The organism is Streptomyces sp. NPDC053673 (genome assembly GCF_055585225.1).
This window is the reverse complement of record NZ_JBVJKN010000005.1, coordinates 295228-309843: the sequence shown is the minus strand read 5'-3', so window position 1 is coordinate 309843 and position 14616 is coordinate 295228. Positions and strand designations below refer to the sequence as shown.

Below are 14616 nucleotides of genomic sequence, written 5' to 3'. Positions count from 1 at the left end.
GCGAACGCAGTGAGGCCTTCCCGGGCCGGCTGACTCCCTCGAACCGTCCTCAGACCTACCCAGGCCTCGGGCTCGGGCTCAATCTCGGGCCCAATCTCGGTCTCAATCTCAGTCTGCCGGGACCATGCCGGTGCTCACTGCGATGGCCGTCCGGCGGAGGACCGCGGACCCGCCTGCGGGTTGGTCACCCGGCGGCCGGTGATGCGCGTGGGAGTCACAGTCACCCACATCTCGCGCTGTCCACCGGCCCACGGAAGGCTGCGGGCTGCGGCCTCGAGTCGCCGCACGGCGTCGCCGTCGGTGACGGCGCGCGCCTGCCCGACGACGAGGACACTCCAGCCCTGGCTGAACGCATCGTCGATGTGGTCGACCTCGAAGGCCACTTCGGCTCCCACAGCAGAAGCGGGCACCGTATGCGGAGCCGTACGGAAGGCGATCTCACCCCCGGCGAAAAGGTAGTTGACCGGCACAACGGCCGGACCGTCGGGCATGACGACGGCTACTCTCCCCACGCCGTACGTGGACAGCAGGTCCCGGCATTCCTCGTCGCCGAGTTCGAGCAGTTCCGTGTTGCGCGGGCCGGAAGTCCTGCCCGGCGGCTGATCGGCCGTGGCTCCGGTGAGTTCGGGGACCGTGGTTTCCAGGGCGTCGGCGAGGCGGAGCATGATTCCGATGCCGGGTGTGGATGACCGCTCCTCGACGTAGGTGATGTAGGCGGCCGCGGCGCCGCTGCGCGCGGCCAGCTCCTCACGGGACAGCCCGAGCTCCTCGCGGCGGGCCGCCACGCGGCGTCCGATGTCACCGCGCTGACCGTGCACGGCCCCTGCGCCGGAGCGTCCGGGTGTCGACTGCTGCATCCTGCTCACTTCCCCTCGTCGCGGCCAGGCAGGCGTGGCTGGTCAGGTCGGGTGACAGCGTTGTGCGGGGGGCCGCTTAGCACCACTTTGAGAGCGCCGGTCTCGGCGCCGCGGGAGAACACGTCGTACGCCTCCTCCATCTGCCCCAGCTCGAAGCGGTGGGTGACCAGAGCGAACGTGGGGAGCTTGCCCGCGGCCATCATGCGCAGCAGCAGCGGCGTGGAGTACGTGTCGACGAGACCGGTCGTGATCGTCACATCCTTGATCCACAGGTCTTCGAGGTGCAGGACCGCAGGCTTGCCGTGAACACCGATGTTGGCGACGCGGCCCCCGGGGCGCACCATGCGGGTGCACATCTCGAACGCCTCTGGCACGCCGACCGCTTCGACGACCACATCGGCACCGAGTCCTTCGGTGACGTCCTCAACCAGCTCTTCAACCATCCCTTCGGGGGCTTTGTCCGCGCTGACCGTCGCGTCGGCGCCGAGGGCCCGGGCAGCGGTCAGGCGGGCAACGGCGAGGTCGACGGCGATGATCCGTTCCGGGGTGCAGAGGCGGGCCGTGGCGATCGTGGCGAGCCCGATCGGCCCGGCACCCACCACGACCACGGTGTCGCCGGGCCGGACGTTCCCGTTCAGGACGCCCACCTCGTATGCGGTGGGGAAGATGTCGGCCAGCAGGACCGCGTCATAGCTGTCGACGGCGCTGGGCAGCGGGTGCACGGACAGGTCGGCGAAGGGCACGCGTACGTATTCGGCCTGGGTGCCGTCGATCAGGTGGCCGAGGACCCAGCCGCCACCGCCCCGGCACTGCCCGTACCTGCTCTCCCGGCAGAAACGACAGCGCCCGCACGCAGCTATGCAGGACACCAGTACCCGGTCACCGGGGCGGACAGTACGGACGTCTCCGCCGGTCTCCACGACCTCGCCCACGGCCTCATGCCCGAGAATCCTTCCCGGGGTGACCTCGGGCACATCTCCCTTGATGATGTGCAGATCGGTGCCGCAAATGGTGACCGCATCGACGCGGACAATCGCGTCCGCGGCGTCCTCGATGCCCGTATCCGGGGCATCCTGCCAGGTCGTCTGTCCAGGTCCATGGAAGACGAGTGCCTTCATGGCGTCGTCCCTTCCGCGACCGCACCCGGTCACTGGCCAGCATGTCCCGGCGGGCGCCTCGGGCGCTTGGGCCGAGTGGCCCCGCATGGGCGCCTGTCGGCCCCTGAACAACTCCAGCCGCACCAGCTGAAGATCACTCAAAGATCAGGGGCCAGAATCGTGACATATGACACGGTGTGGGCTCGTTCACGTAGAAACCGACCGAATCCGCCCCCAACTCGGACCGCAGCGCTTCGAACAACGAGAAACGGGCCCTCACCAGGACTTTCGTCTCTGGTGAGAACCCGTCTCATCGGTTTCTCATGGTGCGCGAGGGGGGAGTTGAACCCCCACGCCCTTGCGGGCACTGGAACCTGAATCCAGCGCGTCTGCCTATTCCGCCACCCGCGCATTGGGTGTTGCCGCCGTGTCTCTCACTTGTTCGGTGCGAGCGCCTGGCGACATGCAGAAGATTAGCACGGTGCGGAGGGTGGATTCACATCCCTTTCCTTCCGCCTGGCCTCGGCCGGTTTCGGCCCGGCCCCGGCGGAAGAGAAGACAGGGGGAAGCACCAAAGGCAAGGAACGGAGCGCGGCCGCCGCCACTCCTCCGGGGTGCACCTCCCCCCGCTCCTCCGAGGTGCACCCGGAGTGCGGGACACTGTCAGGAGGCCGCCTCTACGATCCATGTGGAGATCCGTGTGAGAGGTGACACTCATCGACGGGGCAGACAAGGGGAACCAGCCGATTTCCCGACGCGTGGATACGATCAGTAAGCAGTACCAGGACGACATCGACGGAGGAGGTGCCCCATGGGAGTCCTGAAGCGTTTCGAACAGCGGCTCGAAGGCCTGGTCAACGGCACCTTCGCCAAGGTCTTCAAGTCCGAGGTCCAGCCGGTCGAGATCGCGGGCGCCCTCCAGCGCGAGTGCGACAACAACGCGACCATCTGGAACCGCGACCGGACCGTCGTCCCCAACGACTTCATCGTGGAGCTGAGCGCGCCCGACTACGAGCGCCTCAGCCCGTACTCGGGTCAGCTCGGCGACGAGCTCTCCGGCCTGGTCCGGGACTACGCCAAGCAGCAGCGCTACACCTTCATGGGCCCGATCAAGGTCCATCTGGAGAAGGCCGACGACCTCGACACCGGTCTGTACCGGGTACGCAGCCGTACGCTCGCGTCGAGTACGTCACAGGCGCCCGAGCGTGCTCCCGCCGGTCCGCCCGCCCCGCAGGGCGGCGCACGCGGCGGCTACGGCTACCCTCCCGCGAGCGCGCCTCCCATGCCGTCCGCCCCGCCGCCCGGCGTGGGACGTCCCGGCCCGGCAGCGCCCACGGCAGCCCGTCCGGCGGCCCCCGGCCCGATGCCGGGTGCCCAGGTGCGCCGCTGGATCGAGATCAACGGCAACCGCCACCAGATCTCCCGCCCGACGATGGTGCTGGGCCGCAGCACCGACGCCGACGTGCGGATCGACGACCCCGGCGTATCGCGCCGGCACTGTGAGATCCGGACCGGAACGCCCTCGACGATCCAGGATCTCGGGTCTACCAACGGCATCGTGGTAGACGGGCAGCACACCACCCGCGCTACGCTCCGCGACGGCTCGCGGATCGTCGTGGGCAGCACCACCATCGTTTACCGGCAAGCCGAAGGGTGAAGCGGGGGCAATGTCAGAGCTGACCCTTACGGTCATGCGGCTGGGTTTCCTGGCCGTTCTGTGGCTGTTCGTCATCGTGGCCGTCCAGGTCATCCGGAGCGACCTGTTCGGTACGCGCGTCACGCAGCGCGGCTCACGCCGCAACGCCGACGCCCGGCCGCAACAGGCCGCCCGCCAGGCTGCCGCGCCTCCGCAGCAGCGCCAGCAGGCCACCCGGCAGCGCCGGGGGGCACCCACCAAGCTGGTCGTCTCCGAAGGCAGCCTGACCGGCACCACGGTCGCGCTGCAGGGCCAGACGATCACGCTGGGCCGCGCGCACGATTCCACGATCGTGCTGGACGACGACTACGCGTCCAGCAGGCATGCCAGGATCTACCCGGACCGTGACGGCCAGTGGATCGTCGAGGATCTCGGGTCCACCAATGGCACGTATCTCGACCGGACCCGACTCACCACCCCGACACCGATTCCGCTGGGCGCGCCGATCCGCATCGGCAAGACCGTCATCGAGCTGCGGAAGTAGTACGACAATGAGCGAGCGGAGCGAGCGAGCGGCGGCGGTACCCACAGCGGGCCCCGCGGCGGTCCCGGCAGTGGGCCGGGCCAGGCGGCTCCCGACCGGAGGGTGGGCAGTGTGGCTCGAGACCGGCTGTACCCCGATCCGACGGGCGAGGTGCGCATGAGTCTGTCACTGCGCTTCGCCGCCGGATCGCACAAAGGCATGATCCGGGAAGGCAACGAGGACTCCGGCTACGCCGGCCCGCGCCTTCTCGCGATCGCCGACGGCATGGGCGGCCAGGCCGCCGGTGAGGTCGCCTCCTCCGAGGTCATCTCCACGCTTGTCCAGCTCGACGACGACGTCCCGGGCTCGGACATCCTCACCTCGCTCGGTACGGCCGTACAGCGGGCCAACGACCAGCTGCGTGTGATGGTCGAGGAGGACCCCCAGCTCGAAGGCATGGGGACCACCCTCACCGCGCTGCTCTGGACCGGCCAGCGGCTCGGCCTCGTCCACGTCGGGGACTCCCGCGCGTATCTGCTCCGTGACGGCGTGCTGACGCAGATCACCCAGGACCACACCTGGGTGCAGCGGCTCGTCGACGAGGGCCGGATCACGGAGGAAGAGGCCACCACCCATCCGCAGCGCTCCCTGCTGATGCGCGCGCTGGGCAGCGGCGACCACGTCGAGCCCGATCTCTCCATCCGCGAGGTCCGGGCCGGTGACCGTTATCTGATCTGCTCCGACGGACTGTCCGGCGTCGTCTCGCACCAGACGATGGAGGACACCCTCGCCAGCTACCAGGGTCCGCAGGAGACCGTGCAGGAGCTGATCCAGCTCGCGCTGCGCGGCGGCGGCCCCGACAACATCACCTGCATCGTCGCGGACGTCCTCGACACCGACTCCAACGACACCCTGGCCGGGCAGCTGAGCGACACCCCGGTCGTCGTCGGCGCGGTCGCCGAGAACCAGGCCCAGCTGAACGACGGCGGGGCCATGCAGACCCCCGCGGGGCGCGCGGCCGGCCTCGGCCGCCCCACCCCGCCGCCCCCGGGCGGCTTCGGCCCGCCCGGCAGTGGCGACGAGGTGGGCTACGGCGGCATGCCGCCGGAGGGCAGCTTCGGTGCGTACACGGACGAGGACTTCGTCAAGCCGCGCTCCGGCCGGAAGTGGCTGAAGAGATCCTTCTACATCGTGCTCGTGCTCGCTGTGGTCGGCGGCGGTCTGTACGGCGCATACCGCTGGACGCAGACCCAGTACTACATCGGCGCCAACGACAGCCACGTCGCGCTGTACCGGGGCATCAGTCAGGACCTGCCCGGGGTCTCGCTCTCGAAGGTGGAGCAGGACTACCCCGAGATCGAACTCAAGTACCTGGCGCCTTACCAGCAGAAGGACGTCAAGGACACGATCCCCCGAGGCAGCCTCGGCGACGCCCGCAAGAAGATCCAGGAGCTCGCCGATCAGGCTGAGGTCTGCAAGAAGGAGGAGCAGCGCAGCGCCGCCGTGGACCGCGCGCCCAGCGCGCCGCCCGGAGAAGGCCAGGCCGGCGGCACGACCGGCACGAAGCCCTCCACCCAGTCCGCCCAGACCAAGCCGACCGCAGCTACTCCCTCTCCGGGCCCCACCCTCTCGGAGGAGGAAAAGAAGCTGGCCTCGAACTGCGGCCAGCAGTAAGCACCCGTAGGGGGGCCTTTCTCCACCATGAGCGTTGTCACCAACACGACCACCATCGGCGCGATCGAACTGCCGAGCCGCCGCAACACCGAGCTGGCGCTGCTCGTGTTCGCCGTCGTCATTCCGGTGTTCGCGTACGCCAATGTGGGCCTCGCGCTCACCGGCAGCGTGCCCACCGGCATGATCGGATACGGTCTCGGCCTCGGGCTGCTGGCGGGCGTGGCCCATCTCGTGGTGCGCAAGTTCGCCAAGTACGCCGATCCGCTGCTGCTGCCGCTTGCGACCCTGCTCAACGGGCTCGGCCTGGTGCTCATCTGGCGCCTCGACCAGTCGCCGCGGCTGATCGCCCGTGCCCAGCGCGCCTTCGGCGGTTTCAGCCCCGACGCCCCCAAGCAGCTGCTGTATTCGGCGATCGGCATCGCGCTCTTCGTGGCCGTACTGCTGCTGCTCAAGGACCACCGGATCCTGCAGCGCTACACGTACATCTCCATGGCGGCCGCTCTGGTCCTGCTGATCCTGCCGATGTTCTTCCCCGCCCGGAACGGCGCGAAGATCTGGATCAGCCTCGGCCCCCTCAACCTGCAGCCCGGTGAGTTCGCGAAGATCATCATCGCGATCTTCTTCTCGGGCTATCTCATGGTGAAGCGCGACGCCCTGGCCCTGGCCAGCCGCCGTTTCATGGGTCTCTACCTGCCGCGTGGCCGTGACCTCGGACCGATCCTGGTCGTCTGGGCCATGTCGATCCTGATCCTGGTCTTCGAGACCGACCTCGGCACGTCGCTGCTGTTCTTCGGCCTCTTCGTGATCATGCTGTACGTCGCCACCGAGCGGACGAGCTGGATCGTCTTCGGTCTGCTGATGTCCGCGGTCGGCGCGGTCAGCGTCGCGAGCTTCGAGCCGCACGTCCAGCAGCGCGTCCAGTTCTGGCTCGAGCCGTTCGCGGAGGAGACCTGGCGGCAGAGCGAGCAGATCGGCCAGGCCCTGATGTCCTTCGGCGCGGGCGGTGTGCTCGGCACCGGCCTCGGCCAGGGCAACTCCGACCTCATCGGCTTCGCCGCCAACTCCGACTTCATCTTCGCCACGGTCGGCGAGGAGTTCGGTCTGGCCGGAATGATGGCGTTCCTGCTCATCTACGGTCTGATCGTCGAACGCGGCGTACGCACGGCGCTCGCCGCCCGCGACCCGTTCGGGAAGCTCCTCGCGATCGGCCTCTCCGGCGCCTTTGCCATCCAGGTCTTCGTCGTCGCCGGCGGAGTCATGGGCCTCATCCCGCTGACGGGCATGACGATGCCGTTCGTCGCGTACGGCGGTTCCTCCGTGCTCGCCAACTGGGCACTGATCGGGATTCTGATCCGTATCAGCGACACCGCGCGCCGGCCCGCGCCCGCACCTGCCCCGTCCCCCGACGCCGAGATGACCCAGGTGGTCCGACCGTGAACAAGCCCCTGCGCCGGATCGCGATCTTCTGCGGGCTCCTTGTCCTCGCCCTGCTGATCCGCACCAACTGGCTCCAGTACGTCCAGGCCGAGGATCTGAACACCAACGGCAAGAACCGCCGGGTCCAGATCGAGCGGTACGCGGCGGAACGCGGCAACATCATCGTCGACGGCAAGCCCATCACCGGCTCCGTCGCGACGTCCGACACCGACTTCAAGTACAAGCGCACCTACATCGACGGCCCCATGTGGGCACCCGTCACCGGCTACGCCTCGCAGGCCTACGACGCAAACCAGATCGAGAAGCTCGAGGACGGCATACTCACCGGCAACGACGACCGGCTCTTCTTCGACCGCACGATGGCGATGTTCACCGGCGACAAGAAGAAGGGCGGCAACGTCGTCACCACCCTGAACGGCAAGGCCCAGCGGGCCGCGTACAAGGGCCTCGGCGACAAGAAGGGCGCCGTCGCGGCCATCGACCCGCAGACCGGCAGGATCCTCGCACTCGCGTCGACGCCGTCGTACGACCCCTCGACCTTCGCCGGCTACTCGGCCAAGGACGAGAAGGCCTGGCTGGCGCTGGAGAAGGACAAGGACAAGCCGAAGCTGAACCGCGCGCTGCGCGAGACCTACCCGCCCGGTTCCACGTTCAAGGTCGTCACGGCCGCCGCCGCTCTGGAGCACGGCGTGGTCTCGGACATCAACGCCGCGACGGACACCCCCGAGCCGTACAACATCCCGCTGTCCCGCACGCCGATGGTCAACCACGCCTCGGGCTGCGAGAAGGCGAGCCTGAACGAGGCCCTGCGGGTCTCCTGCAACTCCGTCTTCGCGAACCTCGGTGACAAGGTCAGCCGGGACAAGATGGTGGAGACGGCCGAGAAGTTCGGCTTCAACAACCCGGAGATCGACACGCCGGTCCGCGCCTCCGCCTCGGTCTACAACAAGACCATGGACCGGGGCGGCAACGCGCTCTCCTCCATCGGCCAGTTCGACACGGCCGCCACGCCGCTCCAGATGGCCATGGTCACTGCCGCGATCGCCAATGACGGCAAGCTGATGAAGCCGTACATGATCGACCAGCTCGAGGCTCCCGGCTTCGACGTGCTGGAGAAGACCGAGCCCGAGGAGATGAGCCGCCCGCTCTCCGAGAAGAACGCGCAGCTCCTCCAGGAGATGATGGAGAACGTCGTCAAGAACGGCACCGGCGGCAACGCGAAGATCGACGGTGTGACGGTCGGCGGCAAGACCGGTACCGCCCAGCACGGTGTGGGAAACAGCAAGCGCCCGTACGCCTGGTTCATCTCGTACGCCAAGACCGACAGCGGCTCGCCGGTCGCGGTCGCCGTGGTGGTCGAGGACTCCAGCGGCACCGCCCGTGACGACATCAGCGGTGGCGGTCTCGCCGCACCGATCGCCAAGCAGGTGATGGAGGCTGTAATCGGCAAGTGACGAGGGTCACTGTCCTGGCCTCGTCCCGCCTCATAACCGCACAATGCGATACCGGTCGCATATCAGGTCCCGGCCTTGGGCGGATGCGGTGCTGCCTGCCCGGTAGCGTATGCGCGAACAGCACACCGCCGGAGCACACACACGGGTGCGGTCGGGACTGACGGAGAGGGCTGGAACAGTTATGGAAGAGCCGCGTCGCCTCGGCGGCCGGTACGAGCTGGGCTCGGTGCTCGGCCGTGGTGGCATGGCAGAGGTCTACCTCGCCCACGACACCCGGCTCGGCCGCACCGTCGCCGTGAAGACACTGCGGGCCGATCTCGCCCGCGATCCGTCCTTCCAGGCCCGGTTCCGCCGTGAGGCCCAGTCGGCCGCCTCGCTGAATCACCCTGCGATCGTCGCCGTGTACGACACCGGCGAGGACTACGTAGAGGGCGTCTCCATCCCGTACATCGTGATGGAGTACGTCGACGGCTCGACGCTCAGAGAGCTCCTGCACTCCGGGCGCAAGCTGCTGCCCGAGCGCACGCTGGAGATGACCATCGGCATCCTCCAGGCCCTCGAGTACTCGCACCGCAACGGCATCGTCCACCGCGACATCAAGCCGGCGAACGTCATGCTGACGCGTACCGGCCAGGTCAAGGTCATGGACTTCGGCATCGCGCGCGCCATGGGCGACTCGGGCATGACCATGACGCAGACCGCGGCCGTGATCGGCACCGCCCAGTACCTCTCCCCGGAGCAGGCCAAGGGTGAGCAGGTCGATGCCCGCTCCGACCTCTACTCCACCGGCTGTCTGCTGTACGAGCTGCTGACTGTCCGGCCGCCGTTCGTCGGGGACTCCCCGGTCGCGGTCGCCTACCAGCACGTACGGGAGGAACCTCAGCCGCCCAGCAACTTCGACCCCGAGATCACGCCCGAGATGGACGCGATCGTGCTGAAGGCGCTGGTCAAGGACCCCGACTACCGCTACCAGTCCGCCGACGAGATGCGGGCCGACATCGAGGCCTGCCTCGACGGCCAGCCGGTCGCGGCGACGGCGGCCATGGGCGCGGTCGGCTACGGCGGGTACGGGGCCCAGCACGGTGACGACCGGCCGACGACGGCGCTGCGCCCGACCGACCCGGCGGGCCAGACGTCGATGCTGCCGCCCATGAACCCGGACGACGGCGGATACGGCTACGACGACCGCCCGGACCGCCGACGCCAGAAGAAGTCGAACACGTCGACGATCCTGCTGGTGCTCGCGGGCGTCCTCGTTCTGGTCGGCGCGATCCTCATCGGCAAGTCGGTCTTCGGCGGAGGCGGCGGCGGCACCGGCAAGATCGACGTGCCACAGCTCGTCGGAAAGCCGTTCCCCGAAGCCCAGCAGCTGGGGACCAACGTGAACGTCAAGGTCGTCCAGTCCGGGTCCGCCCGCTGCGGCCAGCCGAAGAACAGCGTCTGCAGCCAGACGCCGGCGAGCGGCAAGATGAGCGAGGGCGACACCATCCAGGTCGTCGTCTCGCAGGGCGCGCCGCTGGTCGAGGTGCCGGACGTCACGGAGAAGTCCGAGGAAAACGCCACGAAGCAGCTGAGGAACAAGGGCTTCAAGGTCGAGACCGAATCGGTCGACTCCGACCAGGAGGCGGGCACGGTCGTCTCGCAGGATCCCCCGGGGAACTCCAAGGCGGAGAAGGGGTCGACCGTCACCCTGAAGATCGCCAAGCAGCCCACGAAGCCCGTGCCGGACGTGGTGGGCCAGCAGTTCGACCCCGCCAACCAGCAGCTGACGACGCTCGGATACACGGTCGTGCGGCAGGACGTCGACTCTGATCAGCCGCCCGGCCAGGTCATCGCCCAGGACCCGACAGCGGGATCCAAGGAACCCAAGGGCACCACGGTCACGCTGCAGGTCTCCAAGGGCCCGCAGACGCCGCAGAGCCAGGTGCCTGAGGTACGGGGCAGGACCCTGGGCGAGGCCAAGGCGATGCTGCAGCAGGCCGGCTACTCCAACATCCAGGTGCAGGGCGACTCGAACGACAACGCCAAGGTGATCCAGCAGAACCCGCCTCCGGGCACCCAGGCGGACCCGGCCACCACCCCGATCCAGCTGTTCACCATCAGCGGCGACCAGGGGAACAACGGCGGCGGCTTCTTCGGCGGACGCGACAGTTAGCCACGGACGGCCGGGCACCCTGCCCGGCCCGACGACGGCCCCGTAGGCCCTGGAGGCCCGTAACGGACAGCGAGAGGCCCCGGCACCCTGAGTGGGTGCGGAGCCTCTCGCTGTCCGCTCCCTCCCGTACACGTGCGGCCGGAGCCACTCCTCGGACCGTCCCAGGCCTGTCCTGGGTCCTGTCCTGGGCCTGCCTGGGTCTGTCCCGGGGCGTCCGGACCTAGGCCGTGTCTGACAACTCCCGCCTGGCGCGCGACGCCCGGCACGCCCTCCCCCGTAGCCCTTCGGGCACGGGAGGTGCCCCCACCGCCTTGCGATTGCACGCACCGGACGCCGCGCGCCCCGCCCTGAGGGCGGACGGCGCTATTTGTTCAGACACGACCTAGCGCAGCTCCGCCGGCGGCGTACGGTCCTTGTCGACCTTCTCCGTGCGCTCCAGCTCGCCCCACACGATGTACCGGTAGTCCGAGGTGTAGACGGGTGTGCAGGTCGTCAGGGTGATGTAGCGGCCGGGCTTGGTCGTACCCGACTCCTTCGGGACCGGCTGGAGCACGTCGACGTTGTACTTGGACGTCTCCTTGAGGTCTTTGTAGACCTTGTAGACGTACCAGGTGTCCTTGGTCTCGAAGATGATCGAGTCCCCGGTCTTGACCTTGTGGATGTTGTGGAACTTCGCGCCGTGGCCGTCGCGGTGCGCGGCCAGCGTGAAATTGCCCTGCTTGTCGGACGGGAGGGCCGACTTGATGGGGTCGGTGTAGTAGCCGGCGACACCGCGGTTGAGGGTGTCCGGGTCGGTGCCCTTCTTCACCAGGACCTCGCCGTTGTTCATGGCGGGCACATGGAGGAAGCCGATGCCGTCCTTGGTGTCCAGCGCGCCGGGACCGCCCGCCCAGCGGTCGCGTACGCGGTTGCCGTCCTTGGAGGCCTCGCGGTCGGCGAGGACGTTCGTCCACCACAGCGAGTAGACGACGAACAGGGCCAGCACCAGCCCTGCGGTGATCAGCAGCTCGCCGAAGACACTGATGACGCCGGCGATCCGGCTGCGCGCACGTGCCACTGCACCTGTCCCTGTCCCTGTTTTCCGTTTTTTCCGTCGTCCTGAAGTACGGTCGTCCGTCAGCCGACGAGCGCGTCCGGCTTGCCCTTGCTGCGCGGCCGTTCGTCGACCATCTTGCCCCACACGATCATTCGATACGTACTCGTGAATTCGGGTGTGCAAGTGGTGAGTGTGATGTAGCGGCCCGGCTCGGTGAATCCCGAGCCGGGCGGTACGGGCCCGATCACCCCGACGTTCGACGGCGACGTCTGCGGCAGGATGGTCGCCATCTCGTACGTGTAGTAGGCGTCCTGCGTCTCGACGACGATCGGATCGCCAGGGGTCAGCTGGTTGATGTAGCGGAACGGTTCGCCGTGGGTGTTGCGGTGGCCGGCGACCGCGAAGTTGCCCTGCTTGTCCTCGGGCATCGCGGTCTTGAGCTTGCCCTCGCCGTAGTGACCGACCATGCCCCGGTCCAGCACCGCGTGCTTGTCGATGCCCTCGGCGATCGGGACGACCACGTCCAGCTTGGGGATGTGCATGATGGCGAAGCCCTGGCCCGGCTCGAAGGCACCCGGCGCACGGCCCTTCGCCCAGCCGTCCTGGATCTTGTTCGCCTCGGCATTGGCCTCCTGCCCGGCCCGGATGTTGGTCCACCACAGCTGGTACGTGACGAACAGCAGCATCAGCACGCCGATGCTGATGAAGAGCTCACCGAAGGCCCGGCTGGCGATGACCGCCGGGCTGTCCTTGGCCGCGCGGGCGGCCCGGCGGGCTTCGACCCGGGACAGCGGGGCGCCGCCCCCCGGCGGCTGTGGCGTCGTCGTGGGTGCGGCTCGGCGCCTGCCGCGGGCCTTGGCGGCCCTGCGGCGCTCCGCGCGGCCCCCGGTGGGCTGATCGGACGTCGCGCTCGCGGCACGGTGGGTGTCGGAGGTCCGCAGTGCGACGGTCTCGTCGTCGGGCACGGGGTCCGGTTCGTGGTCCGGTACGGCAAAGGCATCCGGTACGGAATACGCGGGCTCCGGTGCAGGTTCCGGCGCGGGTTCAGGTATGTACGGGGGCTGCGCCTGCTGCCCGTACCAGTCCTGCTGATAGCCCTCGGGGGCGTACCACTCCTGCGGCTCCTGGGGCTGCGCGGGGACATCCCCGGCCCGGAACCACGGCGATCCCCCCTCGCCGCTCACGCCAGAGCCTTGCCCACCACCGGCGCGAGCCCTGCCGAACGGCCCACCGCGCCTGTGTCCCCGCACTGCTCCAGCCAGTTGGCGAGCATCAGATGACCGTGCTCCGTGAGCACCGACTCGGGGTGGAACTGCACACCCTCCACGGCCAGTTCACGGTGGCGCAGCCCCATGATGATGCCGTCCTCCGTACGCGCCGTGACCTCCAGCTCGTCCGGGACCGTCGCCGGCTCGGCGGCCAGCGAGTGATAGCGGGTGGCCGTGAAGGGGGAGGGCAGCCCGGCGAAGACGCCCTTGCCCTCGTGCAGCACGAGGGAGGTCTTGCCGTGGAGCAGCTCCGGCGCGCGGTCGACCACGCCGCCGTACGCCACCGCCATCGACTGCATGCCGAGGCAGACGCCGAAGACGGGCACCCCGGTCGCGGCGCAGTGGCGGACCATCTCGATGCACACCCCTGCCTGTTCCGGCGCGCCGGGGCCGGGCGACAGGAGGACTCCGTCGAAGCCGTCCTGCGCATGCGAGGTGGACACCTCGTCGTTGCGCACGACTTTGCACTCCGCGCCCAGCTGGTACAGGTACTGGACGAGGTTGAAGACGAAGCTGTCGTAGTTGTCGACGACGAGAATGCGCGCGCTCACTGGCCGTCCACCGTCACATCGTTGAACGGAAGCAGCGGCTCCGCCCAGGGGAAGACGTACTGGAACAGCACATAGACGACCGCGAGGATCAGCACGAGCGAGATGAACGCCCGCACCCATGCGTTGCCCGGCAGATGCCGCCAGATCCAGCCGTACATGCTGTGCCTTTCCGTTCGGTACGGGACCAGACTAAAGGGCGCGAGGGGCCCGTGGGTCAGCTGTGGAAAGCTTCCGGCTTGCCTTCCGTCACAGGCCGGGTGGCGTCCAGATGCGCCCAGACGACAAGCCGGTGGCTGCTGCCCCACTCCGGATCACAGGTGGTCAGCGTCAGATAGCGGCCCGCTCCTTCGAAGCCGGACCGGCCGGGGACGGGGTCGATGACGGCGACGTCGCTCGGGACCGTCCGGTACGGCTTGTTCCGGATCCGGTACGTGAACCACGTCGTCCCGTCCGTCAGGATCACCGCGTCACCCGGCCGTAGCTCCGGGAAGTCCTTGAACGGGTCCCCGTACGTACGCCGGTGGCCGGCCACCGAGAAGTTCCCGGTATCGCCCAGTCGGGCAGTGGCGGCGTAGTGCCCGAGTCCCTTCTTCAGGGTCCCGGCCGACGTGCCCTCCAGCACCGGCCAGTCCCAGCTCGCGCCGAAGCGGGGGATGTACATGACGGCGAAGGGCTTTCCGTCCTCGTACGCCTTCGGGGCCGGGGCGGGAACAGGGGCAGGGGATGCCGGAGATTCCGGAGCTGCCGGTGACTCGGCCGGAAGCCGGGTCCACTCCTCCTGGAGCCTGACGATCTCCCCGTCCGTCGCGCCCTCGGCCTTCACGCCGGTCCAGAACAGCACGTACACCACGAACAGCACGATCACGGTGCCGGCGGTGATGCATATCTCGCTGAACGTCCTGACGATCAGTCGCACCGACACCGGCCG

At 68.6% G+C, this 14616-nt stretch carries 13 protein-coding genes and 1 tRNA gene; 6 read left to right on the top strand and 8 right to left on the bottom strand.

What is annotated here, in order from left to right:
* Positions 1-134 precede the first annotated feature (134 nt).
* The 3 genes from ACZ6ZQ_RS10845 to ACZ6ZQ_RS10835 form a co-directional block, all read right to left on the bottom strand.
* Positions 135-857 carry a helix-turn-helix domain-containing protein gene (locus tag ACZ6ZQ_RS10845; protein ID WP_469768187.1) on the bottom strand — a complete coding sequence of 241 codons (723 nt, stop codon included), beginning with the start codon at positions 855-857 and terminating at the stop codon, positions 135-137.
* A gap of 5 nt (positions 858-862) precedes the next feature.
* Positions 863-1975: a zinc-dependent alcohol dehydrogenase family protein gene (locus ACZ6ZQ_RS10840; protein ID WP_469768186.1), complete on the bottom strand. Its 1113-nt coding sequence runs from the start codon at positions 1973-1975 to the stop codon at positions 863-865.
* Positions 1976-2278: 303 nt separating this feature from the next.
* Positions 2279-2365, bottom strand: a tRNA-Leu gene (locus tag ACZ6ZQ_RS10835).
* A 400-nt stretch (positions 2366-2765) separates the two neighbouring features.
* Between ACZ6ZQ_RS10835 and ACZ6ZQ_RS10830 the strand changes: the two genes are divergently transcribed.
* From ACZ6ZQ_RS10830 to pknB, 6 genes are all read left to right on the top strand, one after another.
* A complete protein-coding gene (locus tag ACZ6ZQ_RS10830) occupies positions 2766-3611 on the top strand; it encodes an FhaA domain-containing protein (protein ID WP_469768185.1) in 846 nt (281 codons plus the stop codon).
* Between the two features lie 10 nt (positions 3612-3621).
* Positions 3622-4134 carry an FHA domain-containing protein FhaB/FipA gene (locus tag ACZ6ZQ_RS10825; protein WP_266380397.1) on the top strand — a complete coding sequence of 171 codons (513 nt, stop codon included), beginning with the start codon at positions 3622-3624 and terminating at the stop codon, positions 4132-4134.
* Between the two features lie 156 nt (positions 4135-4290).
* Positions 4291-5787: a Stp1/IreP family PP2C-type Ser/Thr phosphatase gene (locus ACZ6ZQ_RS10820; RefSeq protein ID WP_469768184.1), complete on the top strand. Its 1497-nt coding sequence runs from the start codon at positions 4291-4293 to the stop codon at positions 5785-5787.
* A 27-nt stretch (positions 5788-5814) separates the two neighbouring features.
* A complete protein-coding gene (locus tag ACZ6ZQ_RS10815) occupies positions 5815-7224 on the top strand; it encodes an FtsW/RodA/SpoVE family cell cycle protein (protein ID WP_469768183.1) in 1410 nt (469 codons plus the stop codon).
* Entirely contained in the window at positions 7221-8678 is a 1458-nt protein-coding gene (locus ACZ6ZQ_RS10810) for a peptidoglycan D,D-transpeptidase FtsI family protein (protein ID WP_469768182.1), read from the top strand. Before ACZ6ZQ_RS10815 ends, ACZ6ZQ_RS10810 begins: the two co-directional genes overlap by 4 nt.
* A gap of 181 nt (positions 8679-8859) precedes the next feature.
* Positions 8860-10833 (top strand): Stk1 family PASTA domain-containing Ser/Thr kinase, encoded by a 1974-nt coding sequence (gene pknB, locus ACZ6ZQ_RS10805; RefSeq protein WP_469768181.1) that lies wholly within the window; start codon positions 8860-8862, stop codon positions 10831-10833.
* A 382-nt stretch (positions 10834-11215) separates the two neighbouring features.
* Here the strand turns inward: pknB and ACZ6ZQ_RS10800 are convergent, their stop codons facing one another.
* From ACZ6ZQ_RS10800 to ACZ6ZQ_RS10780, 5 genes are read right to left on the bottom strand one after another with little or no spacing between them, the layout of a single operon-like run.
* Entirely contained in the window at positions 11216-11890 is a 675-nt protein-coding gene (locus tag ACZ6ZQ_RS10800) for a class E sortase (protein WP_469768180.1), read from the bottom strand.
* Between the two features lie 59 nt (positions 11891-11949).
* Entirely contained in the window at positions 11950-13053 is a 1104-nt protein-coding gene (locus ACZ6ZQ_RS10795; RefSeq protein WP_469768179.1) for a class E sortase, read from the bottom strand.
* Positions 13050-13688 (bottom strand): aminodeoxychorismate/anthranilate synthase component II, encoded by a 639-nt coding sequence (locus ACZ6ZQ_RS10790; RefSeq protein WP_469768178.1) that lies wholly within the window; start codon positions 13686-13688, stop codon positions 13050-13052. Before ACZ6ZQ_RS10790 ends, ACZ6ZQ_RS10795 begins: the two co-directional genes overlap by 4 nt.
* The gene (locus tag ACZ6ZQ_RS10785; RefSeq protein ID WP_469768177.1) at positions 13685-13846 is read right to left on the bottom strand and encodes a hypothetical protein; all 162 of its coding nucleotides are present in this window, start codon (positions 13844-13846) and stop codon (positions 13685-13687) included. Before ACZ6ZQ_RS10785 ends, ACZ6ZQ_RS10790 begins: the two co-directional genes overlap by 4 nt.
* A 56-nt stretch (positions 13847-13902) precedes the next feature.
* Positions 13903-14610 carry a class E sortase gene (locus ACZ6ZQ_RS10780; RefSeq protein ID WP_469768176.1) on the bottom strand — a complete coding sequence of 236 codons (708 nt, stop codon included), beginning with the start codon at positions 14608-14610 and terminating at the stop codon, positions 13903-13905.
* Positions 14611-14616: the final 6 nt, after the last annotated feature.

Excerpts from the sequence above, each read along its gene's own strand:
- ACZ6ZQ_RS10825 (WP_266380397.1), top strand. The coding sequence starts at position 3,622 with ATGTCAGAGCTGACCCTTACGGTCATGCGGCTGGGTTTCCTGGCCGTT.
- ACZ6ZQ_RS10845 (WP_469768187.1), bottom strand. The coding sequence starts at position 857 with ATGCAGCAGTCGACACCCGGACGCTCCGGCGCAGGGGCCGTGCACGGT.
- ACZ6ZQ_RS10785 (WP_469768177.1), bottom strand. The coding sequence starts at position 13,846 with ATGTACGGCTGGATCTGGCGGCATCTGCCGGGCAACGCATGGGTGCGG.
- ACZ6ZQ_RS10840 (WP_469768186.1), bottom strand. The coding sequence starts at position 1,975 with ATGAAGGCACTCGTCTTCCATGGACCTGGACAGACGACCTGGCAGGAT.
- ACZ6ZQ_RS10830 (WP_469768185.1), top strand. The coding sequence starts at position 2,766 with ATGGGAGTCCTGAAGCGTTTCGAACAGCGGCTCGAAGGCCTGGTCAAC.
- ACZ6ZQ_RS10815 (WP_469768183.1), top strand. The coding sequence starts at position 5,815 with ATGAGCGTTGTCACCAACACGACCACCATCGGCGCGATCGAACTGCCG.
- pknB (WP_469768181.1), top strand. The coding sequence starts at position 8,860 with ATGGAAGAGCCGCGTCGCCTCGGCGGCCGGTACGAGCTGGGCTCGGTG.
- ACZ6ZQ_RS10820 (WP_469768184.1), top strand. The coding sequence starts at position 4,291 with ATGAGTCTGTCACTGCGCTTCGCCGCCGGATCGCACAAAGGCATGATC.